Origin of the sequence: Pseudofulvimonas gallinarii (assembly GCF_004343305.1) — a bacterium.
GTDB lineage: Bacteria > Pseudomonadota > Gammaproteobacteria > Xanthomonadales > UBA2363 > Pseudofulvimonas > Pseudofulvimonas gallinarii.
This window is the reverse complement of sequence record NZ_SMAF01000001.1, coordinates 26,262-48,033: the sequence shown is the minus strand read 5'-3', so window position 1 is coordinate 48,033 and position 21,772 is coordinate 26,262. Positions and strand designations below refer to the sequence as shown.

At 68.1% G+C, this 21,772-nt stretch carries 14 protein-coding genes; 9 read left to right on the top strand and 5 right to left on the bottom strand.

Annotated features, from left to right (window positions below; all coding sequences use genetic code 11):
* Positions 1-257: 257 nt before the first annotated feature.
* Complete coding sequence (locus tag EDC25_RS00230; RefSeq protein WP_132577152.1) at positions 258-2,579, bottom strand: TonB-dependent receptor; 2,322 nt, start codon at positions 2,577-2,579, stop codon at positions 258-260.
* 155 nt (positions 2,580-2,734) lie between these two features.
* Here EDC25_RS00230 and EDC25_RS00225 point away from each other — a divergent pair, with 155 nt between their 5' ends.
* From EDC25_RS00225 to EDC25_RS00205, 5 genes are all read left to right on the top strand, one after another.
* Complete coding sequence (locus tag EDC25_RS00225) at positions 2,735-4,138, top strand: GntP family permease (protein WP_123521932.1); 1,404 nt, start codon at positions 2,735-2,737, stop codon at positions 4,136-4,138.
* 43 nt (positions 4,139-4,181) lie between these two features.
* Entirely contained in the window at positions 4,182-5,420 is a 1,239-nt protein-coding gene (hutI, locus tag EDC25_RS00220; RefSeq protein WP_123521885.1) for an imidazolonepropionase, read from the top strand.
* Positions 5,421-5,525: 105 nt separating this feature from the next.
* Complete coding sequence (locus EDC25_RS00215; RefSeq protein WP_123521886.1) at positions 5,526-10,430, top strand: alpha-2-macroglobulin family protein; 4,905 nt, start codon at positions 5,526-5,528, stop codon at positions 10,428-10,430.
* A gap of 360 nt (positions 10,431-10,790) precedes the next feature.
* Entirely contained in the window at positions 10,791-11,882 is a 1,092-nt protein-coding gene (locus EDC25_RS00210) for a PA0069 family radical SAM protein (RefSeq protein WP_123521887.1), read from the top strand.
* A 71-nt stretch (positions 11,883-11,953) separates the two neighbouring features.
* On the top strand, positions 11,954-13,519 hold the full coding sequence (locus EDC25_RS00205; RefSeq protein ID WP_123521888.1) for a choice-of-anchor Q domain-containing protein: 1,566 nt from the start codon (positions 11,954-11,956) through the stop codon (positions 13,517-13,519).
* 507 nt (positions 13,520-14,026) lie between these two features.
* Here the strand turns inward: EDC25_RS00205 and EDC25_RS00200 are convergent.
* Entirely contained in the window at positions 14,027-15,013 is a 987-nt protein-coding gene (locus EDC25_RS00200; RefSeq protein ID WP_338108952.1) for a serine/threonine protein kinase, read from the bottom strand.
* Positions 15,010-15,648, bottom strand: a complete 639-nt coding sequence (locus EDC25_RS00195; protein ID WP_123521889.1) for a class I SAM-dependent DNA methyltransferase — start codon at positions 15,646-15,648, stop codon at positions 15,010-15,012. The genes EDC25_RS00200 and EDC25_RS00195 overlap by 4 nt, the downstream gene beginning before the upstream one ends.
* A 104-nt stretch (positions 15,649-15,752) precedes the next feature.
* On the opposite strand from EDC25_RS00195, the gene EDC25_RS00190 reads away from it, so the two are divergent.
* Genes EDC25_RS00190 through EDC25_RS00175 form a run of 4 tightly spaced genes read left to right on the top strand, consistent with a single transcriptional unit; the run spans position 15,753 to position 19,449 of the window.
* Positions 15,753-16,634, top strand: a complete 882-nt coding sequence (locus EDC25_RS00190; protein ID WP_132577151.1) for a TRAP transporter TatT component family protein — start codon at positions 15,753-15,755, stop codon at positions 16,632-16,634.
* Positions 16,635-16,656: 22 nt separating this feature from the next.
* Positions 16,657-17,661: a TRAP transporter substrate-binding protein gene (locus EDC25_RS00185; protein WP_164484014.1), complete on the top strand. Its 1,005-nt coding sequence runs from the start codon at positions 16,657-16,659 to the stop codon at positions 17,659-17,661.
* Entirely contained in the window at positions 17,658-18,161 is a 504-nt protein-coding gene (locus EDC25_RS00180; RefSeq protein WP_123521893.1) for a TRAP transporter small permease, read from the top strand. The genes EDC25_RS00185 and EDC25_RS00180 overlap by 4 nt, the downstream gene beginning before the upstream one ends.
* Before the next feature lies 1 nt (position 18,162).
* On the top strand, positions 18,163-19,449 hold the full coding sequence (locus EDC25_RS00175) for a TRAP transporter large permease (RefSeq protein ID WP_123521894.1): 1,287 nt from the start codon (positions 18,163-18,165) through the stop codon (positions 19,447-19,449).
* Between the two features lie 248 nt (positions 19,450-19,697).
* Here the strand turns inward: EDC25_RS00175 and EDC25_RS00170 are convergent, their stop codons facing one another.
* On the bottom strand, positions 19,698-20,153 hold the full coding sequence (locus EDC25_RS00170) for a hypothetical protein (protein WP_123521895.1): 456 nt from the start codon (positions 20,151-20,153) through the stop codon (positions 19,698-19,700).
* Between the two features lie 176 nt (positions 20,154-20,329).
* The gene (gene nuoN, locus EDC25_RS00165) at positions 20,330-21,769 is read right to left on the bottom strand and encodes an NADH-quinone oxidoreductase subunit NuoN (protein WP_123521896.1); all 1,440 of its coding nucleotides are present in this window, start codon (positions 21,767-21,769) and stop codon (positions 20,330-20,332) included.
* Positions 21,770-21,772 lie beyond the last annotated feature (3 nt).

The window sequence follows — 21,772 nt, the reverse complement described above, 5'->3', positions numbered from 1 at the left end:
CGGCGCGGACGGTCCGGGCGCAGCATGTTGACCGGCCATCACGCCAACTTTCGACCGGGCCCAAACAGGCTGATCGCTTTCGCCGCGAGGAGGTCGACAGGCGTCGGAGCGAGCGGGCCGGGCGCAGCACGTTGACCGGCCATCACGCCGCCGTTTGCCGTTTCCGCCGGCGGTCCATGCGGAATCGAGCTGCACCACAAATGCAAAGGCCGGCGCGCGCCCGCACCGGCCCCCGCATTCCCACGACGTTGACTGGATCAGTAGAAGCTGTAACGCACCGAGGCGTAGTAGTGGCGCGGCCAGCCGTAGTACGCGGTCTGGATGTTGCCGACGCTGGAGAACTCCTGGCCGTCGATGCGATAGACCTCGTCGGTCAGGTTGCGGACCCCTGCGCGGACCTGCCACTTGCTGTCGGCCGAGTCGTACACGCCGAACAGGCCAGCCACGGTGTAGGCGTCCTGGCTGAGCACGTCGCGGTTGTCGACGCTGAGCCAGGTTTCGCCGCGATAGGAGACGTCCGCACCCAGCGTGAAGGCCGCACCGCTGGCCGCATAGAACGTGTGCGACGCCGCCAGGCGCGCGGTCCAGTCCGGCGAGAACGGCACGTGCGCGTGCAGGCGCGGATCGTAGGCCGGGTTGGCCGGATCCGTGGTCCGCAGGTCGGCGAATTCGTCGTACTTCGCGTCCATCCAGCCGATCTGGGCCGACAGGCGCGTACCGGAACCAACCAGTGCCACACCTTCGAACTCGATGCCCTTGATGGTCATGCTGGCGGCATTGAGCACCGGGAAGCTGAAGGTCGGCGTCGGCGAATCCGGATTGAGCACCTCCGAGACACGCGCCTGGAAGTCCTTGTAGTCGCTGTGGAACGCCGCGAGGTTGCCCTGCAGGCGGCGGTCGGCCGAGTTCATTTTCAGGCCGATTTCGTAGGTCCAGACGTATTCCGGGTCGAAGATCGCCGCGGTGGTCTCCAGCTGCGAATTGGCGCGGCCGTTGAAGCCGCCGGACTTGAAGCCGCGGTTGGCGGAGACGTAGCCCATCATCTGGTCGCTGAAGGCCTTCTCCAGGCTGATCGACGGCGTCCAGGCGTTCCAGGTCTTCCTGCCTTCGAAGGCGACCGTTTCATTCAGGGCCGAGAACGGCAGCGCGATGCCCAGTGCCGGCAGCTCGTACAGCGCTTCCGAATCCCAGAACGTGCTGGTCGTGCGCCAGTAGTCCTTCTCCTCGCTGGTGTAGCGGATGCCGGCCGACAGCGTCCAGCTCGGCGCGAATTCCCAGCTGCCGTGTGCGAAGGCGGCGTAGCTGGTCGTGGACAGGTCGTCGTTGATGGTGCGCAGGAAATCCACCGCCGTGCCGCCATAGGCGAACAGGTCGTCGGCATAGGCTTCCTGGTAGGAGGGCACGTTCTCCTTCAGGTAGTACAGGCCGAACACGCCCTGCAGGTTGCTGCCGTTGTCGTACTGGAACTGGAATTCCTGGCTGGTCTGGTCCTGGTCGAAGGCGACCAGCACGTCTCCCAGCTCGAACTGAGAGGCGTCGATGTCGATGAAACTGTCCGACTCCAGCTCGCGGTAGCTGGTGATGCTGCGGAACATCCAGCGGTCGCCGATATCGACGTCGAAGCCGAAGCGGGCGCCCCAATGCTTGAGTTCCTGGCCCTGGTCGGGCGCGAACGAGGTGCGCGTGCGGTAGTCGTACTCGCTGCCATCGGGAATCAGCAGCGGCACGATGGTCAGCGTCTGCAGGTCGGTACGGATCAGCGGTGCCATCGGCTCGCCCAGTGTCAGGCCATTGTCCTGGCGCGTGTAGTCCAGCGAGAAGTCCCACGAAAGCCGATCGGACGGATCGCCGGAGAACTTCAGGCGGATGGCACGGGTGTCCTCGTCGTTGTAGCGTTTGCTGGTCGCCGGATCGCGCACGTAGCCGTCGTTGACGCTGCTTGCCAGGGCGATGCTGGCGCCGGCCGTTTCACTGAAAGGCAGGGCACCGTAGAAGCGGCCCTCGAAGCGGCCGTAGTTGCCGGCGGTGAACTCCACGTCCGCTTCCGGCGTGCCGCCGAGCGGACGGCGGGTGACCAGCTTGATGGCGCCGCCGGTCGAGTTCTTGCCATACAACGTGCCTTGCGGGCCACGCAGCACTTCCACACGCTCGACGTCATGCAGGCCGAACAGCGCGCCCTGGATGCGCGAGAAATACACGTCATCGACATACATGCCGACGCCGGGATCGAAGGTCTGCAGCGCGTCCGGCTGGCCGATGCCGCGGATGAACACGTTCACGCTGGACGAGGACCCACGACCCTGGACGATGTTGAGGTTGGGCACGCTGCCCTGCAGGCCGTCGATATTCTTCGCCTGCATGTCCTTCAGTTCCTCGCCGTTGAAGGCGCTGACGGCGACCGGCACCTCCTGGATGCTTTCACTGCGGCGGCGGGCGGTCACGGTCACCGCGTCCAGCTGCTGCGCGGTCTCCTCGCCGGGAGCACTGGTCTGGTCGTCGGCGACCACCATCGTGGCTGGCAGGCTCAGCAGGGCTGCCACCAGGGCGGCGGACAGGCGGTTCATTCGGGGCATGGTCATGGCGTCGGTTTCCCTCCCGGGAAATTATCGGAGTGATCGGGATACGGCGGCAGACTAGTGGTGGCAACGCTTCCGCGGCACTCGTACCTTCGTACAGTGCCCCGGACAGGAAGCAGCACCGACACTTGCGGCCCACTCATCCGATGGAGCAGGCGGTGGCCTTCCTGATCGTCCTGGCGGCGCTGGTCTTCCTGATGGTGGCCGCCTACCGCGGCTACAGCGTCATCCTGTTCGCACCCATCGCCGCCATGGGCGCGGTGCTGCTGGTCGACCCGTCCCTGGTCGCGCCGATGTTCACCGGCCTGTTCATGGACAAGATGGTCGGTTTCCTGAAGCTGTATTTCCCGGTCTTCCTGCTGGGTGCGGTGTTCGGCAAGCTGATCGAGATCTCCGGCTTCTCGCGCGCCATCGTCGCCGCCACCATCCGCGCCGTCGGCAGCAGCCGCGCCATGCTCTCGATTGTCGTGGTCTGCGCGCTGCTCACCTACGGCGGGGTCTCCCTCTTCGTGGTGGTGTTCGCGGTCTATCCGTTCGCGTCGGAACTGTTCCGGCAAAGCAACATCCCGAAACGGCTGATCCCGGGCACGATCGCGCTCGGCGCCTTCACCTTCACCATGGATGCCTTGCCGGGAACGCCGCAGATCCAGAACATCATCCCGACCGCGTTCTTCGGCACCAACACGTGGGCGGCGCCGGTGCTCGGCACGCTGGGCGGCGTGTTCATCCTGGTCCTCGGACTGCTGTACCTCAACTGGCGGCGCCGTGTCGCGGAAGGCGCTGGCGAGGGCTACGGCGATCCGGCAACGCTGATCAACGAACCGGCACCGTTCAGCGGCGACAGGCTCGCGCATCCGCTGCTGGCGATCCTGCCGCTGATCCTGGTCGGCGCGTCCAACCTGCTGTTCACCTGGCTGATTCCGCAGCTGTATGGAAGCGAGCACAGCTTCATCCCCGCCGTGATCGGCACCCCGGCGCCAGTGGTGCAGGAAGTGTCGCGCCTGACCGCGATCTGGGCGGTGGAAGGCGCGCTGCTGGTCGGCATCCTCGCCGTCGTCGTGTTGGCCTGGCGGCCGGTGTCGAAGACTTTCTCGGAAGGCAGCAAGGCGGCGACCAGTGGCGCCCTGCTGGCATCCATGAACACGGCTTCGGAATACGGCTTCGGAGCGGTGATCGCCGCCCTGCCCGGCTTCCTCGTCGTCGCCAACGCGCTGGGATCGATTCCCAATCCGCTGGTCAATGAAGCGGTGACGGTCACGGCCCTTGCAGGCATCACCGGATCCGCATCGGGCGGCATGTCGATCGCGCTCGCCGCGATGGCCGACAGCTTCATCGCCAACGCCAATGCCGCCGGCATTCCGATGGAAGTCCTGCATCGCGTCGCCTCGATGGCCTCCGGCGGCATGGATACCCTGCCGCACAACGGAGCGGTGATCACCCTGTTGGCCGTCACCGGCCTGACGCACCGCCAGGCATACAAGGACATCTTCGCGATCACGCTGATCAAGACGCTGGCGGTGTTCTTCATCATCGCCCTGTTCTACCTGACCGGCTGGGTCTGAAGCCGCCGCCGACAGCCTCGGCGGCAGCCGCTATCCTGCCGCCATGGAGACGAACCCCACTGAAGATCGCACCGGCGTCCTGCTTGATGCGCGCCTGGTGACATTGGACGGCGCCGGCGGCTACACAGTCATCGAGGACGGCGCCCTGGCCTGGCGCGAGGGCCGCATCGATTACGCCGGGGCGCGCGACGCGATGCCGGCTACGTTCCTGCAGCGCGTGCGGCTGTCGGCGGAGGGCGCACTGGTGACGCCAGCGCTGATCGACTGCCATACGCACCTGGTCTTTGCCGGCAACCGCGCCACCGAATTCGAGATGCGCCTGCAGGGCGCGACCTACGAGGAGATCGCGCGGGCCGGTGGCGGCATCGTGTCCACCGTTCGCGCCACCCGTGCCGCCAGCGAGGAAGCACTGCTGGCGGCTTCGCTGCCGCGCGCACGCGCGCTGCTGGCCGAGGGCGTCACCTGCATCGAGATCAAGTCCGGCTATGGCCTGGACTTCGAAACCGAGCGGCGCATGCTGCGCGTCGCCCGGCGTCTTGGCGAGGAACTCGGCGTTGCCGTGCGCACCACCTTCCTCGGCCTGCATGCGCTGCCGCCGGAATCCTCCGCCGATCGCGCCGGCTACGTGTCCGCCGTCTGCGACGACTGGCTGCCGCGGCTGGCGGCAGAAGGCCTGGTCGATGCCGTCGACGCCTTCTGTGAGGGGATCGGCTTCACGCCCGACGAAGTCCGCCGCTGCTTCGAAGCGGCCCGACACCTGGGCCTGCCGGTCAAGCTGCATGCCGAACAGCTCAGCGACCTCGACGGCGCGGCACTGGCATCCGGCTTCGGCGCCCTGTCCGCGGACCATCTGGAATGGCTCAGCGAGCGTGGCGTCGCGGCGATGGCGCGCTCGGGTACGGCGGCCGTCCTGTTGCCCGGTGCGTTCTATGCGCTGCGCGAAACCCGCCAGCCGCCCATCGATGCACTGCGCGAGGCCGGCGTTGCCCTGGCGGTGGCCAGCGACCTCAATCCCGGCACGTCGCCGATGCCGTCCCTGCGCCTGGCGATGAACCAGGCCTGCGTGCTTTTCCGGCTGACACCCGAGGAGGCCCTGCGCGGCGTCACCACGCATGCCGCCCAGGCGCTCGGGCTTGCGGGCGAACGGGGCGCGCTGAAAGCCGGGTTCGTCGCCGACTTCCTCCTGTGGCCCTGTGCGCATCCGGCGGAGCTGGCGTACTGGATTGGCTCGCACCCGCGGCCCCGGGTTTTTGTCGCCGGCCAGGCGCGGAACGACGGTTGAACGTTCCGGAAAGTGGTTGGACATGTCACCCTGCCCCACCGGGGGACGGCAGACGCGTCCAGCCGTGCCGGCCTATCATGGGCGCCTTGCCACTGGAGCTGTCGCATGCGCCCCGCCATCGTCCGTCTTTCGTCCCTGCTGGCACTGACTCTTCTGGCGCTGCTGCCCGCCGCCTGCAGCCGCGATGCCGGCACGCCGGAGCCGGCACCGGGCACGACGCGAAGCGGCGCCGAAGCCGCCACCCACTACATCGCGCCGCCGGGCAGCCGCGGATTCCATGTCATGGAACTGCAGGGCTTCAACCGCTACGGACGTCCCGCCGTCCGCGTGCGCTTCCCGGAAGCGCTGGCGCCGAGCCAGGACTTCGACAAGCTCCTGGACCTGCGCAATGACGCCGATGCCCGGCCGGTTGGATCGTGGGAGATCGAGGACGACAACACCACGCTGGTATTCCCCTACCTTGAGCCCGACAAGCGGTACCGGCTGACGGTGAAAGCGGAGCTGTCGTCGGCCGCGGGCGACACGCTCGGCCAGGCCTTCGAGCACACCGTGTATTCGGGACCGCAGCCGCCGATGCTGGGCTTTGCCAGCCAGGGGCATGTCCTGCCCGGCCGTGACAGCGCCGGCCTGCCGGTCATCACCATCAACGTGACCGAAGCGGATATCGAGTTCCTGCGCGTGCGCGAGCGTGCCCTGCCCAGGTTCCTCGCCGACTACCAGCGCAATGGCGAACGCAGCGCCTGGGAACTGCGCGACATCATCGACATGGCGGACAGCGTGTACAGCAGCCGCTTCGCCCTGCGCGCGGATGCCAACCAGCGCACGCTCAACCACATCCCCGTGCGCGACCTTCGCGAGCTTTCGCAACCGGGCGCCTACTTCGCCATCATGCGCGGCGCCAGCCGCTTCGACGACAGTTACGAAACCGCGCTGTTCTTCGTCAGCGACCTTGGCGTCCATGCGCGCCTGCACAAGGACGGCACCTTCGTCCATGTCGCCTCGCTGGCCTCGGGCGAAGCCGTGTCCGGCGTCACCGTGGAACTGCTGGACCGCCATGGCAAGACGCTGGCCGAGGCCGCGACCGATCGCGACGGCAATGCCGCGCTGGCCCTGCGCGCATCCCGCAACGACCTGCTGGTCGCGCGCAAGGGCAACGACTTCTCGCTGCTGTCGCTGCGCACGCCGGCGCTCGACCTGTCGGCGTTTGGACTGGGCGGACGTGTCGGTGGCAGCGAACGCAGCGTTTTCCTGTGGGGCGGCCGAGACCTGTTCCGGCCTGGTGAAGCGATCCGCGTGCAGGGCCTGCTGCGCGACCATGACGGTCGCGCCGTCACCGCGTCGCCGCTGTTCCTGCGACTGCTGCAGCCGAACGGGCGCGTCTATGCTCGCGCCCAGGCGACGCCCGATGCCCTCGGCTGGTTCCGGTTCGAGCGTGAACTGCCGGCCGATGTCGCGACCGGACGCTGGAACCTGGAAGTGCGTCTGGATCCCGATGGCCAGGCGGTCGGCGCCATGGCCCTGCGCATCGAGGAATTCCTGCCCGAACGCCTGAAGCTGGAACTTGCCAGTGGCGACGAGGCGCTGCCTGCCGGCGCGCCGCTGCCGCTGAAGGTCGAGGCCGCGTACCTTTATGGCGCGCCCGCCGCCGGCAACCGGTTCATGGCCGAGGTCAGTTTCGAACGCGCCGGCGAGATCGTGAAAACATTGCCGGGCTTCCGTTTCGGCGATCCCACCGTGACGTTGCCGAAGATGGAAGAACCGGCGATCGATACGGCGCTGCCCGCCGAGGGCCGTCTCGACACCGAGATCGAGTTGCCGGACGACCTGCCCACCACATCACCGCTGTCGGTGTTCGTCCGCGGCAGCGTGTTCGAGCCGGGCGGGCGCGCGGTCAGTCGCACGATCAAGCGTGTCGTCTGGCCGAACGAAACACTGGTGGGCATCCGGCCGCTGTTCGATGCCCGCGAGCCCGCTTCCGCGAATGCACCGGCGCAGTTCGAAATCGCCCGCACCGACAGCCACGGCAACCTCGCCGCGGGTGCCGTCGAAGTCGCACTGATGCGCGACCGCCACGACTACATCTGGACCCACGACCCCGAGCTGGGCTGGAAGGCCGAGTTCGTCTCCAACTGGGAGGCGGTCGGTCCGGCGCAGACGCTGCAGCTGGATGGCCGCTCGCCGGTGCGCTACGAGGCGCGCGTCGAATGGGGCGACTACCGCGTCGACATCACCGATCCGGCGACCGGCCTGGTGACGCGCCTGCCCTTCGTCGCCGGTTGGAGCAGCAACGACAGCAACCAGGGCGACGCGGCGCGACCGGACAAGGTCAAGGTGGCGCTCGACCGCAGCGGCTACCGCGCCGGCGACACCGCACGCCTCACGCTGACGCCGCCACAGCCCGGTCCCGGCCTGCTCCTGGTCGAAGCCGGGGACCGCCTGCTGCACAGCCGCCGCATCGATGTGAAGAACGGCACCGTCGTCGACATCGACATTCCCGCCGAATGGGAACGCCACGACATCTACCTCACGGCGATCGTCTTCCGCCCGGGGTCGGCGCGCGAGAAGATCACGCCGAACCGCGCCATCGGCATCACGCACCTGCCCATCGAACGCGGTGACCGTCGCATCGCCCTCACGCTGCAGGCGCCGGAGCGCATGCGTCCCGGCAACACGCTGGACATCTCTGTCGAGGCGCCGTCGCTGGCCGGCAGGACGGCCATGATCAGCCTGTCGGCGGTCGACCAGGGCATCATCAACATCACGCGCTATCCGGTGCCCGATGCCGCCGACTACTTCTTCGCCGCGCGCCGTTACGTGGTCGATGCCTACGACCTCTACGGCAAGGTCATCGAATACCGCGACGGCCATGGCGCGACGCTGCGCTACGGCGGCGACCTGGCCCTGGATGCGCTGCCGCAGGCACGCCGTCCGACGGCGAAGGTCGCCACCGTCGACCTGTTCACCGGCCCGGTGAAGATCGGCGTCGACGGCAAGGCGATGCTTGCCATCGACGTGCCCGATTTCAACGGCCGCCTTCGCCTCGCCGCCGTCGTCTGGACGGAGGACAGCTTCGGCAGTGCCGAGGGCGCGACCGAAGTGCGTGCACCGCTGGTGGCGGAAATCTCCAGCCCGCGTGTGATGGCGCCCGGCGACCGCTCGCAGGTGACCTTGGACCTGCACAATCTCAGTGGCAAGGCACAGACCTTCGACCTTGAGATTTCCGCCGGGCCTCCGCTGCGCGTCGAGGACGGCCGCCGCCAGGTCCGCCTTGCCGACGATGAGCGCACCGTGCTGAGCGTGCCGCTGCACGCCATGGCCGGCCAGGATGTCGGCCGCCTGCGCGTGCAGGTGCGCGGCGATGGCGTCGACCTCGACCGCCGAGTCGAGCTGGTCGTCCGTCCCGGTTGGGGCACCTTGCGCTCCAGCCGCATGGACGAGCTGCCCGGAGGCAGTTCCATCCAGCTGGGCGCGGGCGAACTCGGCGCCTACCTGCCGGGCTCCGGTGCGCTGTCGCTGAGCGTGTCGCGACAGCCGCCGGTGCCCTTCAGCAGCGCGCTGGAATACCTGATCGGCTATCCCTACGGCTGTCTCGAGCAGACCACCAGCCGCGCCTTCCCGCTGGCGCTGCTCGACGCCGGTACCGCGCAGCGCCTGGGCCTGGCCTCGCTCGACGAGGACAAGCGCCGTACGACACTCGATGAGGCGCTGTCGCGCATATCCGCGATGCAGATGCCGAGCGGACACTTCAGCATGTGGGGCGGCGAAGGCCAGGCCCAGACGCAGCTCACGCCATTCGTCGCCGAGATGCTGATCGAGGCGCGCGACGCCGGCCAGGCCATCCCGGAACCGGTCCTGGAACGGGCGCTGGAGCGCCTCAATGAAGACCTGCTGTCCGGTGGCGACCGCTACTACGCCTACGAGAACAGCGAATCACTGCGCTTCGCCATCCGCGCGCACGCCGGCTACGTGCTGGCACGCCTCGGACGCGCACCGCTGGGGACGCTGCGGGCGATGAAGGACAACGAGGCGAAACAGGCGCGCAGCCTGCTGTCGCTGGTGCATCTGGGACTGGCGCTGCACCTGCAGGGCGACCAGCCCCGCGGCATGGAAACGCTCAGCCGCGCCTTCGCCAATCCGCCGCGGCGGCCGCGCTGGCTGGGCGACTACGGCAGCAACCTGCGTGATCGCGCGCTCGCCCTCGCGCTGCTGCGCCAGCATGATGTCCGCGTTGCCGGCATCGATAGCGAACTGCTGGGGCTGGCGCGCTCGCTGGGTGGCGGCAGCGAAGGTTCGCGGCGTTACTTCACCACGCAGGAGCAGCTTGCACTGTTCCGCCTCGGTCGACAGCTGCGCAGGGACGGTGCAGATCCGGTCGGTGGCCGCCTGCGGATCGGCGGCGACAGCGAAGACATCGCGGCCACTGCGATGTTCGCCCGTACCTTCGGCGACGATGCCCTGTCCGCCGGCGTGCAGTTCGATCCCGCCGGCAGCGGCAGCCTGTACGTCGTGCGTGAAAGCGCCGGCGTACCGCGCTCGCCGCCGGCTGCCGCCGACGACGGCGTGAGCATCCGCCGTGACTGGTTCACCACCAGTGGCGACGCGTTCACCGGCAACACGGTGCGTGAGGGCGAAAGCCTGGTCGTGCGCCTGACGATCGAAGCGCGCGAGCGCAGTGACGACCTGCTGGTCGTCGACTACCTGCCCGGCGGACTGGAGGCGGAGAACCTCAACCTCGTCGATCGCCGCCTGCTTGAAAGCCTGGTCATCGACGGCATGCCCATGAACGAGCGCTACGGCGTCGATATCCGCAACGAGGAATACCGCGACGACCGCTATGTCGCCGCCCTCCGCATGTGGCAGGGCCAGACGGCGCAGCTGTACTACCTCGTGCGCGCTGTGTCGCCCGGCGAGTATGTCGTTCCGCCGCCACAGGCCGAGGACATGTACCGGCCGGACATCCGCTCCGTCGGCCAGTCCAGGCCGCAGCGGATCACGGTGACGCCGCCGTAAGCCGGCGCACCCGTGCCCGCGATCAGCGCGGGCACGGGAGGCCCGGCTCCGACGGGACCGCTTTCGCAGGCATCGGCGGCGCCGGTCCATCGCTGCAGGCCACGGCTGCGACTCTGGCGACAGCCTGCGTCACCGGAGCGGACGCCCGATCACGACGGCGCGCTAGCATGACCGCCAGGACCGCTGCCGCATTGCGGCGGCGGCGGCTCCGGCTGCCGACGGCGCCGAAGCCGGCGACGCACGCGTGATGCCGCTGCCCCTGCATCCCGGGCGACCAAGCGGCCAGCGTCAACGCGACGCTCCGCCGATCCTCCCTCCCGACCTTTGCGCCCCGCACACCTTCGTCGCACACCTGCAGATATGGCCCTGAAATCCACCGCCAACGATTTCGACCGCGGTGCCGCGAAAGGCCGCGGTGCTGTCGACAATCGCGAGGGCCGCTACGAGAAACTGCAGGTGCAGGTCGAGGACGACGGCTGGTATGGCGACGTCGGCGAAGAACAGGGACGGCTGGCGACCACACTGACCGAGGAATCGGCCCGCAGTATCGTCCAGCGCAACGACTCGCCCGACAGCGGCCCGGACGCGACGATCAATCCCTATCGCGGCTGCGAGCACGGCTGCATCTACTGTTATGCGCGGCCCAGCCACAGCTATCTCGGACTGTCTCCCGGACTCGATTTCGAGACCCGGCTGTTCGCCAAAGGCAACGCCGTCGAGGTCCTGCGCGGCGAACTGTCGCGGCCGGGCTACCGGCCCGTGCCGGTCATGCTTGGCGCGAACACCGACGCCTACCAGCCGGTCGAACGTCGGCGCCGGCTCACGCGCGGGATCCTGCAGGTGCTGGCCGAAACCCGTCACCCGGTCCACATCGTGACCAAGAACGCACTGGTCGAGCGCGACATCGACCTGCTGGCCGACATGGCAGCGGAAGGCCTGGCAAGCGTGTCGCTGTCGATCACGACGCTGGATACCGACATCAGCCGCTACATGGAGCCGCGTGCCAGCGCCCCGGCCCGGCGCGTCGAAGCGATCCGCCGCCTCGCCGACGCCGGCGTCCCGGTCGGCGTGAACGTGGCGCCGGTGGTGCCCTTCCTCACCGATGACGAACTGGAGACCATTCTTTCCAGCGCTGCTGAAGCCGGCGCGCGGCACGCGGCCTGGGTGCTGCTGCGGCTTCCGTGGGAAGTCGCACCCCTGTTTCGCGACTGGCTGCAGGAACGTTTCCCACTGAAGGCCGCGCACGTCATGAGCCGCATGCAGCAGATGCGCGGCGGGCGTGACTATGACTCCGATTTCTCGACCCGCATGCGCGGCACCGGACCTTACGCGCAACTGGCCGCGCGGCGCTTTGACCGCGCCTGTGCCCGCCTGGGGCTGTCGCGGGAGTTTCCCCCGCTGGACCCGGGAAAGTTCCGCCGTCCGTCCGGACCCCAGCTCACGCTGTTCTGACGGCCAGCCGGATTCCGTCCAGGACGCAGCCGCTCCGCTAAGCTGGCCCCTGCCGATCCTGGAGCCACACCGTGAAACCGGAAATCGTTCGCTTGCGCCCGCCGCGGGCATGGATCGCCGTTTCGCTGCTGGCGGTCGCGTCGGTGGCGCAAGCGCAAAGCGGGTTCGACTGCGCCGAGCCGGCGCCGCCCCCGGCAACCGGCTGGACGGTGCTCGGCAACGGCTCGCCTGGATCGGTCACGACAGCGGCCCTGCAAGCGGCGCTCGATGCCGGTGGCGCGATCCGGCTCAATATCGGCAGCAGCACGCTGGCGCTCAGCCAGACCCTGAGGATCACGCGGGCGACCGTACTCGACGTCAACGGCGCCACGCTCTCCGGCAGCGGGGCGCGTCGCGTCCTGCTGGTCGAGAACCCCGGCAACCAGACCTACCGCTTCGATCTGCTCAACGCCCGCATCATCGGCGGGCATACGCCAGCCCAGTCCGGTGCCGGCCTTTACAAGCCCACGGGCGGCCCGTGGCAGGCGGTGACCATCCGGGTCTACGATTCAGTGTTCCAGGACAACCACGCGGTGCAGGTCGCCCAGGATGACGGGGGTGGCGGGCTCTATGTCGTCGGCGCCGCCGAACTCAGTCTTGTGCGGACGCGCGTCAGCGGAAACAGCGGCGCCAACGGCGGCGGCGTGTATTCGCTCGGCTCCAGGCTCGTGAACCTGTTCGACAGCGAACTTTCCGGCAACCGCGCCACCGGCACCGGCGGCAACCCCGGCAACGGCGGCAACGGTGGTGGCCTGGGCGTCGATGGGGCACAGCGACACATCAACCTGTGCCGGTCGCGATTGATCGACAACGACGCCAATGCCTATGGTGGCGGCCTGTTCACGGTCGCCTACGACCAGGAAAGTTTCGTCCGGCTTCGGGACACACTGGTCGAAGGAAACCGCAGCCTCGGCGCCAGCAATTCGCACACGGCCGGCGTCTATCTGCAGGGCGGCCCGTTCGAAATCCACGCATCGAGTTTCCTTGGCAATGTGTCCGCCTCCGGCTACGGCGGCCTGTCGCTGTTCAATCATGGCGCCACCCTGGCCAGCGGCACCATCGTCAACAGCACGTTCCATGGCAACCTCGCGCTCAATGGCCTGGGTGGCGCCATCAACCTGGCCGCGACCGGCGGCGTCACCATCCAGAACAGCAGCATCGTCGACAACCGCGCCGACTGCACTGTCTGCTTCGCCGGCGGCATCAGCAACGCCGCGAACGCGCCCCTGACCCTGCGCAACGTACTGTTCCGGAACAACACCGGCGGCAATGCCTGGAACCCGTGGGCGCTGCTCAACTCACCCGTGTCCGGAAGCAACAATATCCAGTGGCCGCAGGTGCGGCCGGGATCCGGCGGCCAGACCGAACTGCCGGTCACGCCCGGATCCCAGTTCGCCGATGCGGCCGTCGGCCCACCCGCCGACAACGGCGGTCCGACGCCGACGCTGGCGCTGCTGCCCGGCAGTGCGGCCATCGATGCCGGTACGGCCACGGGCGCACCGGCCGTGGACCAGCGTGGCTTTCCGCGCAGTGGGGCGCCCGATGTCGGCGCCTTTGAAGTGCAGCCGGACTTGATCTTCGCCAACGGCTTCCAGTAGTGGCAGAAGCTGTCCGCCTGGCATCCCGTGTCGCGAAGCACCGTCGCGCGCGCGCGGCATGCGACGCCATGCGCCGACGCCGCCGTCCTGTCGGCCGACGCCGGTCGACCCCTGCGGACGCAAACCGTTTGAGTCTGTGTCAAGGTCCGCGAAGCGGCTGCACGCGGGCAGTGCCAGTGCCTGATGGTTTCCAGCCGCCGGACAGCCGGCGTGCGGCCATCCCGCGTTGGATCGACCGGCCCGGGCGGATCGCCCGCCCAATCCTCCCCTAGGACATTGGGCTCCCCCTTCCAAGCCCGGCGAAAGCCTGCCCGGGACCGGTCCGGCACAGTGGACCACAAACTGTGATTGACATCAACTTTTTTCTGAAACGGGATGGAGCGGGCGCAAAATGCGCCAGGGTTCAATCCTTGCGATCCAAATAATTCAACAGGTTGCGCAGCAAACCTGAGCTGCAACTCATCCGTATGATGGCGCCAACCCGTCCAGAGCGCCCCGGATCCGCAGTCAGGAAATCACCACCGGCTCCTGCATGGCCGCAAGTTGCTCCTGCAACTGCCCGACCAGCGTCTCCCAGTGGCGTTGTTCCTCGAACCAGGGAAAGGCCAGGGGGAACGCCGGATCACCCCAGCGCCGGGCGATCCAGCCGTGGTAATGCAGGATGCGCAGCGTGCGCAGTGCTTCGACCAGCGCGAACTCGCGCGGGTCGGGATCGGCGAACAGGCTGTAGCCCTCGAGCAGCCAGCCCCACTGCCGGCGCAGGTCGTCGCCCTCGCCCGACACCAGCATCCAGAGGTCCTGGATGGCCGGCCCGGAAAGGCAGTCGTCGAAATCGACCAGCAGGATCTCGTCGTTGCGCTCCAGCAGGTTGCCGTAGTGGCAATCGCCGTGCAGTCGCAGCGTGGCGAACTGGCCGGCGCCGGCCCAGATGTCCGCGATTGTGGCGAGGACCTGCGCACTGATGGCACGGAACGGTGCGACCAGATGGGCCGGCAGCCACCGGCCCTCCAGCAAGGCCTCGACCGGCGCAACGCCATGGTTGACCACATCCAGTCGCGGCCGATGTTCGAACGCGGTCCGGCGACCGATCGAGTGCAGGCGCGCGAGCGTTCGCCCGATCCGGCGCAGGCCGTCGCGGTCGCCCGGTTCCGGCGAACGGCCGCCGATGGTCGGGAACAGCGCGAAGCGAAAGCCCTCGTGCGCGTGCAGGGACGCACCGCCGATCAGCAGTGGTGCAACGACCGGCAGGTCGGCCTCGACCAGTTCCGCCGTGAACGCGTGCTCCTCGAGTATGCCGGCCTCGGTCCAGCGACCGGGCCGGTAGAACTTCGCCACCAGGGGTGGGCCGCCCTCGACGCCGATGCGATAGACGCGGTTCTCGTAGCTGTTCAGTGCGAGCAGCCGGCCGTCGGCCATGATGCCCAGGCCTTCTATGGCATCGAGCACCTGGTCGGGACCCAGTCGCTCGTACGGCACCTCGGCCTGGATGCTCACGTCGAGGCGCCTGTGCGCGACCGTGCACGCGGCGATGGTGCCTGTATCTCCAGCGCCGCCGCTTCATCGGCAAGCACGGGGCTCAACCAGAGGTGGCTGCCGCAGGCGACGAACCCGGCTTTCGCGAACTCGTGCCGGTACCACGCGGCCGGACGCCGCCGGAATCCGTGCAGGTCGCCGTCTATTTCGTCTTCGGCGCAATAGGTTTCCAGATACGCGACGCCATGGCACAAAGCGGCGAAGCCGGACAGTCCGCGGCGGACCTCGGCATCGCCGAGGTAGTGCAGGACATCAGCGCACACCAGCAGGTCGAAGGCGCGGTCGAAGCGCAGGTGTTCCAGATCGCCGAATCGTGCCCTGTGCAGGTTGCGCCGCCGGCCGAAGCGGTCCACCGCGTAGTCGCTGTTGTCCAGGCCGAGATAGGCGAGCTTCGGGCGCAGTGCGAGCAGGGGCGCGCGCCAGACGCCTTCGCCGCAGCCAACGTCCAGTACCGAACGCAGTGGCCGCATCAGGTGGAACTCCGCGGTGGCGACCGCCATCGCCACCTTGCGCGTCAGGATGGCGCCGCGATTGATGCCCTGGCGGCGGTACCAGGCATCGAAGTAGGCGCGATCGTAGGTCTTGGGCTGGTCCATGCCGGCAGTGTGGTCGACTGGCGGCGCCCCGGCAATGCGCGCCTGCGTCGAGTCCTGCCGACCGCTACACTATGCGGCTGGATCGACGCTTGGACCTGCCTGGCATGACCTCCCACGCCCCGCACATCCGCCGCTTCACCGCGTGCGCCTGCATCGCGCTGGCCGCCCTGCTGTCGGTGACCGGCTGTTCGAAGCTGGTAGGCAAGGCGACGTCGGGCGTGAGCAGCGGACTCAGTGCCGGCATCGAGAACCATGACGATCCCGAAACCGTACGTGCCGCCCTGCCCGCCTACCTGATCATGCTCGATGGCCTGATCGAGAACAGTCCGGACAATGCCGGGCTGCTGCTCAGCGCCAGCCGTCTGTATGGCGTCTACGCCGGCGTCTTCGTCGACGAGCCGGAGCGGGCGACGCGACTGGCGCGTCGTGCGCTCGCGTACGCCGGCCGCGTGTTCTGCGCCGACCATGCCGCGCTCTGCGAATCGAAGGGCCAGCCCTTCGAGGACTTCGAAGCCGCCGCCGCAGCGGTACCGGCAAGCGCGATCGACGCGTTGTTCGCCTATGCCGCCGCCTGGGCCGGCCTGGTACAGGCCGACAGCGGCAACTGGAGCATGATCGCCGACATTCCCAAGGTGCAGGCGCTGCTCGAGCGCGTCGTCACGCTTGATCCGACCTACCAGAATGGCCAGCCGCTGCTCTACCTTGGCGTACTTTCGACGCTTCTTCCGCCTGCGTATGGCGGCAAGCCGGAGCAGGGCCAGGCGTACTTCGAACGTGCGCTGGCGCTCTCCGGCGGTCGCAACCAGATGGCGCGCGTGCTGTACGCACAGCACTACACGCGCCTGGTGTTCGACCGCGAGCTGCACGACCGCCTAGTCGACGAGGCGCTGGACGCCGATCCGGTGGCGCCCGGCCTGACGCTGGTGAACGTGCTGGCGCAACAGCGTGCCGCGGCACTCAAGGCTTCGGCCGACAACTATTTCTGATCGGAATCGAGAGGACACGATGATGCTGTCACGCGTGTGCGCATTGCTCCTGCTGGCGCTGGCGGCGCCGGCCTCCGCCGCCACCGTATTCAAGATCGCCACACTTGCGCCGGAAGGAACGGCGTGGATGCGCGAGATGCGTGCCGCCGGCGAGGCGATCCAGACCCGCACCGAAGGGCGCGTCGAACTGAAGTTCTATCCCGGCGGCGTGATGGGCAACGACGCCACCGTGCTGCGCAAGCTGCGCGTCGGCCAGCTGCAGGGCGGCGCCTTCACCGGCAGCGAGCTCAGCCCGCTGTACACGGACGCGATGATCTACGGTGTTCCGTTCCTGTTCCGCAGCCAGGACGAAGTCGATGCCGTGCGCAAGGTGATGGATCCGGTCATCGTCCGGGGCCTCGCCGACAAGGGCCTGGTGGTCGCCGGCATCGCCGGCGGCGGCTTCGCCTACCTGATGAGCAGGCAGCCGATCCGCGGCCGCGACGACCTCGTCGCCGCCAAGGCCTGGCTGCCGCAGGGCGACGTGATTTCCTCGGTGACCTATGAGATGGCGGGCGTGCAGCCGGTGCCGCTTTCAATCGCCGATGTCTATACCAGTCTGCAGACCGGCCTCGTCGACACCGTCGCCAACACACCGGCCGGCGCGCTGGCCTTCCAGTGGCACACGCGGGTGCGCCACATGGTGGACATGCCGATCGCCTACCTGATCGGCATCGTCGCCCTCGACAAGCGCACCTTCGATCGCCTCGATGCCGCCGACCAGGCCGTGATCCACGAGGAAATCCAGGCCGGCATCGTCCGTCTTGATGCGCAAACACAGCGTGACAACATCGCCGCCCGCGACGCCCTGCGCGGCGAAGGCATCGAGTTCTTCGAGCCGAATGCCGAAGAGCAGGCGTACTGGCAGTCGATCGGCGAGCGCAGCGCCCAGGCGCTGGTCGAACAGGGCACGCTGGGGGCCGAGAACTTCCGCATGATGATGGCCGAACTGGAACGCGTTCGCGGCGGAGCCAGCGACGCTCGATGAGCGTGGCGCGGAAAAACGCCTGGGCGGGCGCGCTGCACCGGCTTGAGGACGGGGTACTCGCCTTGGCGGTGTTCGCCCTGGTGCTGCTGGCCACGGCGTCCATCGTGCTGCGCACGGGATTCGATACCGGGCTGCCCTGGCTGGATCCGCTGCTGCGCATGCTGGTGCTCTGGCTGGCCATGCTCGGCGCCATGGCGGCGGCCCGCGAAGGTCGCCACATCGGCCTGGACATCGCCGCGCGCTGGTTGCCGGCGCTCGCCGCGCGCGTGGTCCGGATGCTGACCTATGGCTTCGCCGCCGCGATCAGTGCCATCCTCGCCTGGCAGGCGCTGCGCATGGTGCGCGATGAATACGAGATCGGTGGCATCGCCTTCGCCTCGGTGCCGAGCTGGTTGGCGCAGGCGATCCTGCCGTTCGGACTGGCGGTGATCGCGCTGCGGCTCGCCGCCGCTGCGTTCCGCGCGCCTACGCCGCCGGCCGACGGGATCCCGGGACACTGACATGACAGTGGTGCTGGTCGGCCTCGGACTGCTCCTGCTCGCCCTGCTGGGTGCGCCGCTGTTCGCGGTGATCGCCGCGGTGGCGCTGCTGGGCTTCCATGGACAGGAACTCGACCTGAGCATCGTGATGATCGAGTTCTACCGGCTGGCCGACATGCCGGTGCTCGTCGCGATCCCGCTGTTCACTGTCGCCGGTTTCCTGCTGGCGGAAAGCCAGGCGCCAAGACGGCTGGTACGGCTGTCGGATGCGTTGCTCGGCTGGATGCCGGGCGGACTGGCCATTGTCGCCATCCTGACCTGTGCGCTGTTTACCGCCTTCACGGGCGCGTCCGGCGTCACCATTGTCGCCATCGGCGCCATCCTGCTGCCCGCCATGCTGCAGGCGGGTTATCCGCGCCTGTTCGCGCTCGGATTGTTGACCACCTGCGGCAGCCTGGGCCTGCTGCTGGCACCGGCCCTGCCGCTGATCCTGTATGCGGTCGTGGCGCAGCACGCCGGTGGTGCCGCGGTCGGTGTCGATGACATGTTCCGCGCCGGCCTGTTGCCGGCGCTGCTGATGATCCTGATGCTCGGTGCCTATGCGGTCTGGCAGGGTCGACGCCTGCCGCCCCGCCCACCCCGGGAAGCAAAGGGATGGCAGGAAGTGCGCGCCGCACTGCTCGACGTCGCCTGGGAGCTGCCGTTGCCGGTGATCGTGCTGGGTGGCATCTACGCCGGCTGGTTTGCGGCATCCGAGGCGGCGGCCGTGACGGCCGCCTATACCCTGATCCTCACCGTCGTCATCCGTCGCGAAGTCAATCTGCGCGCGCTACCCGGGGTACTGCGCGAATCGATGGTCCTGGTCGGCGCGATCCTGCTGATCTTCGGCGTCTCGCTGGCGTTCACCAATTACCTGGTCGATGCCGAGGTACCGGCGCGTGTCTTTGCCTTCATCCGCGAACACGTCGACAGCAAGCTGGCGTTCCTGATGCTTCTCAACCTGTTCCTGCTGCTGATGGGCATGTGCCTGGACATCTTCTCGGCAACGGTGATCCTCGTTCCGCTGCTGCTGCCGATCGCCGAAGGCTACGGCATCGACGCCACCCACCTGGGCGTGATCTTCCTGGCGAACATGGAACTGGGCTATTTCACCCCGCCCATCGGGATGACGCTGTTCATCGCGGCCTACCGTTTCAATGTTCCGATCTGGACCCTGGTGCGCGCCTGCGTGCCGTTCTTCCTGATCCTATTCGCGGCGGTGCTGATCATCACCTACGTGCCCTCGCTGTCGCTGGCGCTGGTGCGCTGATCCGGGCGCGAGCCGGTTTTACCGGCCCGAGTCGTCCGCGTCGTCCGCCCGGAGCGGCCCGCTTCCACCGATGCGCAACCCTGGCATGCCGGCGGTTGCCCTCAGCGCAGTACACCGCCACAGGGCAGCGCCCGTTTTGCGACCGAGGACGCGGAACCGCCTCGCGCTGGCCACGATCCCCCTGCCCGGGTTCGCCGCTACGCCGGATGGGTGGAAAGTGATCCAGCCGCGGCGCCGGACGATGCCCGTCAGCGGTCGGCTCGACCCGGAACCGGCCAAGGGACATCAAGACCGTCTGCGCCAGGGCGACCGGCTGGCGACAGCCGCGTGATCGCGATACCGCCCTGCCCGTCCGGCTCGACGAGAAATGTCATGTAGTGGCTGTAGGCGCTTTCGCGCGAAGTGCCCAGCACTTTCACGACCGCTGCATGGACCTCGCCGATCTGGACCAGGTCGACTCGCTGGAAGCGCCGCTGGCCTGCGTCATACCAGGGCTCGCCGATGGCCGCTTCGACCCCGTCGATCCGCACCGTGTACCAGCGGAAATCGTATTTGCCGACCAGCCGGTCGCTGTGGGCGAACACTTCGATGCCCTCGGCACGATCAACCGTACGCACCGAATGCGAGCGGCACGCCGCCAGCATGAGCGGCAGCAGCGCGATCAGGGCCAGCCCGGCCGCGACGGATCTGACGCCTCGTTTCATCGCGGGTGTGCCCGGAAAAGCTGACGGCGATTCGCCGCTGCCGTCACTGCCCGCCCCGCAAGGGACCAGCCTTGAGGATTGAGCCAGCAGCGCCGCCCCGGGTAACCGCGGCGGCACGGGCGAGCGGCGGCATGCGCTGCCACCCACCCTGGATCCGATCCGGCGGAAGCCCGGCCTCAGCTGAAGGCGCGCAGGCACCAGGCGATCAGCGGACCCCAGTACAGGCCCAGGCCCAGCTGCGCCAGGCCATTGGCGCTCAGCGCGATGCTGAGGCCGCGGTCCTTGGCCGGCATCGCATCGGCACCTTCCGGCTTGTCGAAGTACATCGCCTTGATGACGCGCAGGTAGTAGAAGGCGCCGATGACGGCGAACACCACGGCGGCGATCGCCAGCCACAGGCGACCGGCTTCGATCACCGCCTTGAGCACCATCAGCTTGCCGAAGAAGCCCACCAGCGGCGGGATGCCCGCCAGCGACGCCATGAACAGCAGCATCACGAAGGCGGCCCAGGGCGCGCGCTGGTTGAGGCCCTTGAGATCGTCGATGTCCTCGGCCTCGAAACCCTGGCGGGCAAGCCACAGGATCACGCCGAAGGCGCCGGCCGACATCAGCGCATAGCAGATCGCATAGAACAGCGCCGCCGCATAGCCGTCCGGCGTGCCCTGGATCAGGCCAAGCAACAGGAAGCCGACATGCGAGATCGTCGAATACGCGAGCATGCGCTTCAGGTTCGTCTGCATGATCGCGGCGAGGTTGCCGATCGCCAGCGAGGCGACGGCGAGCAGGCTGAGCATGTCGGTCCAGCTTTCCGACAGACCGCCCAGGGCGCCTTCCAGCAGGCGCCAGGCCATGCCGAAGGCCGCCAGCTTCGGCGCCGAACCGATGAAGGTGGTCACCGCGGTCGGCGCACCCTGGTAGACATCCGGCAGCCACATGTGGAACGGCGCCGCGCCCAGCTTGAACGCGAGGCCGACGACGATGAATGCCGTGCCGAACGCCATCAGCGAGTTCGTGGTCTCGTTCGCGCCATAGGTCGCGGCGATGGTGGAGATATCCAGCGAACCGGTGGCGCCGAAGATCATCGACATGCCGTACAGCAGCATGCCGGAGGCGAGCGCACCGAGCACGAAGTACTTCACCGCGGCTTCCGAGGCGCGGCGGTTGTCCCGGTGCAGCGCCACCAGCGCATACGTCGACAGGGCCATCAGCTCAAGGCCGAGGTAGATGATGATCAGGTTGCCGGCGGATACCAGGATCGACATCCCGAGCACGGCGAACAGCACCAGCAGGTAGAACTCGCCCGCCCACAGGTTGCGGTCCGCGAGATAGGACCGCGAATAGATCAGGCACAGCGCGCTGACCAGGCAGATCGCCAGTTTCAGCACCGCCGACAGCACGTCGCGTTCATAGGCACCGTTCCACGCGGTGCCGGTCAGCGTCATGCCCTGCGCCAGCACCATGCCGGCGGTGGCGGCGAGCACCAGCAACGCCAGGGCGTGCGTCAGCCAGCGGCCGTTCTGGCGCGCGAACAGGTCGACCATCAGCATCAGCAGCGTGCCGCCGAGCAGGACCAGCTCGGGCAGGATCAGGTCGAGATCAGGGTTGGCGAAGATCATCGC

Bases quoted from the DNA above. Each gene is read 5' to 3' on its own strand.
- EDC25_RS00215 (WP_123521886.1), top strand. From the start codon at position 5,526: ATGCGCCCCGCCATCGTCCGTCTTTCGTCCCTGCTGGCACTGACTCTT.
- EDC25_RS00170 (WP_123521895.1), bottom strand. From the start codon at position 20,153: ATGAAACGAGGCGTCAGATCCGTCGCGGCCGGGCTGGCCCTGATCGCG.
- EDC25_RS00230 (WP_132577152.1), bottom strand. From the start codon at position 2,579: ATGACCATGCCCCGAATGAACCGCCTGTCCGCCGCCCTGGTGGCAGCC.
- hutI (WP_123521885.1), top strand. From the start codon at position 4,182: ATGGAGACGAACCCCACTGAAGATCGCACCGGCGTCCTGCTTGATGCG.
- EDC25_RS00180 (WP_123521893.1), top strand. From the start codon at position 17,658: ATGAGCGTGGCGCGGAAAAACGCCTGGGCGGGCGCGCTGCACCGGCTT.
- EDC25_RS00185 (WP_164484014.1), top strand. From the start codon at position 16,657: ATGCTGTCACGCGTGTGCGCATTGCTCCTGCTGGCGCTGGCGGCGCCG.
- EDC25_RS00175 (WP_123521894.1), top strand. From the start codon at position 18,163: ATGACAGTGGTGCTGGTCGGCCTCGGACTGCTCCTGCTCGCCCTGCTG.
- EDC25_RS00190 (WP_132577151.1), top strand. From the start codon at position 15,753: ATGACCTCCCACGCCCCGCACATCCGCCGCTTCACCGCGTGCGCCTGC.
- EDC25_RS00195 (WP_123521889.1), bottom strand. From the start codon at position 15,648: ATGGACCAGCCCAAGACCTACGATCGCGCCTACTTCGATGCCTGGTAC.
- EDC25_RS00210 (WP_123521887.1), top strand. From the start codon at position 10,791: ATGGCCCTGAAATCCACCGCCAACGATTTCGACCGCGGTGCCGCGAAA.
- nuoN (WP_123521896.1), bottom strand. From the start codon at position 21,769: ATGATCTTCGCCAACCCTGATCTCGACCTGATCCTGCCCGAGCTGGTC.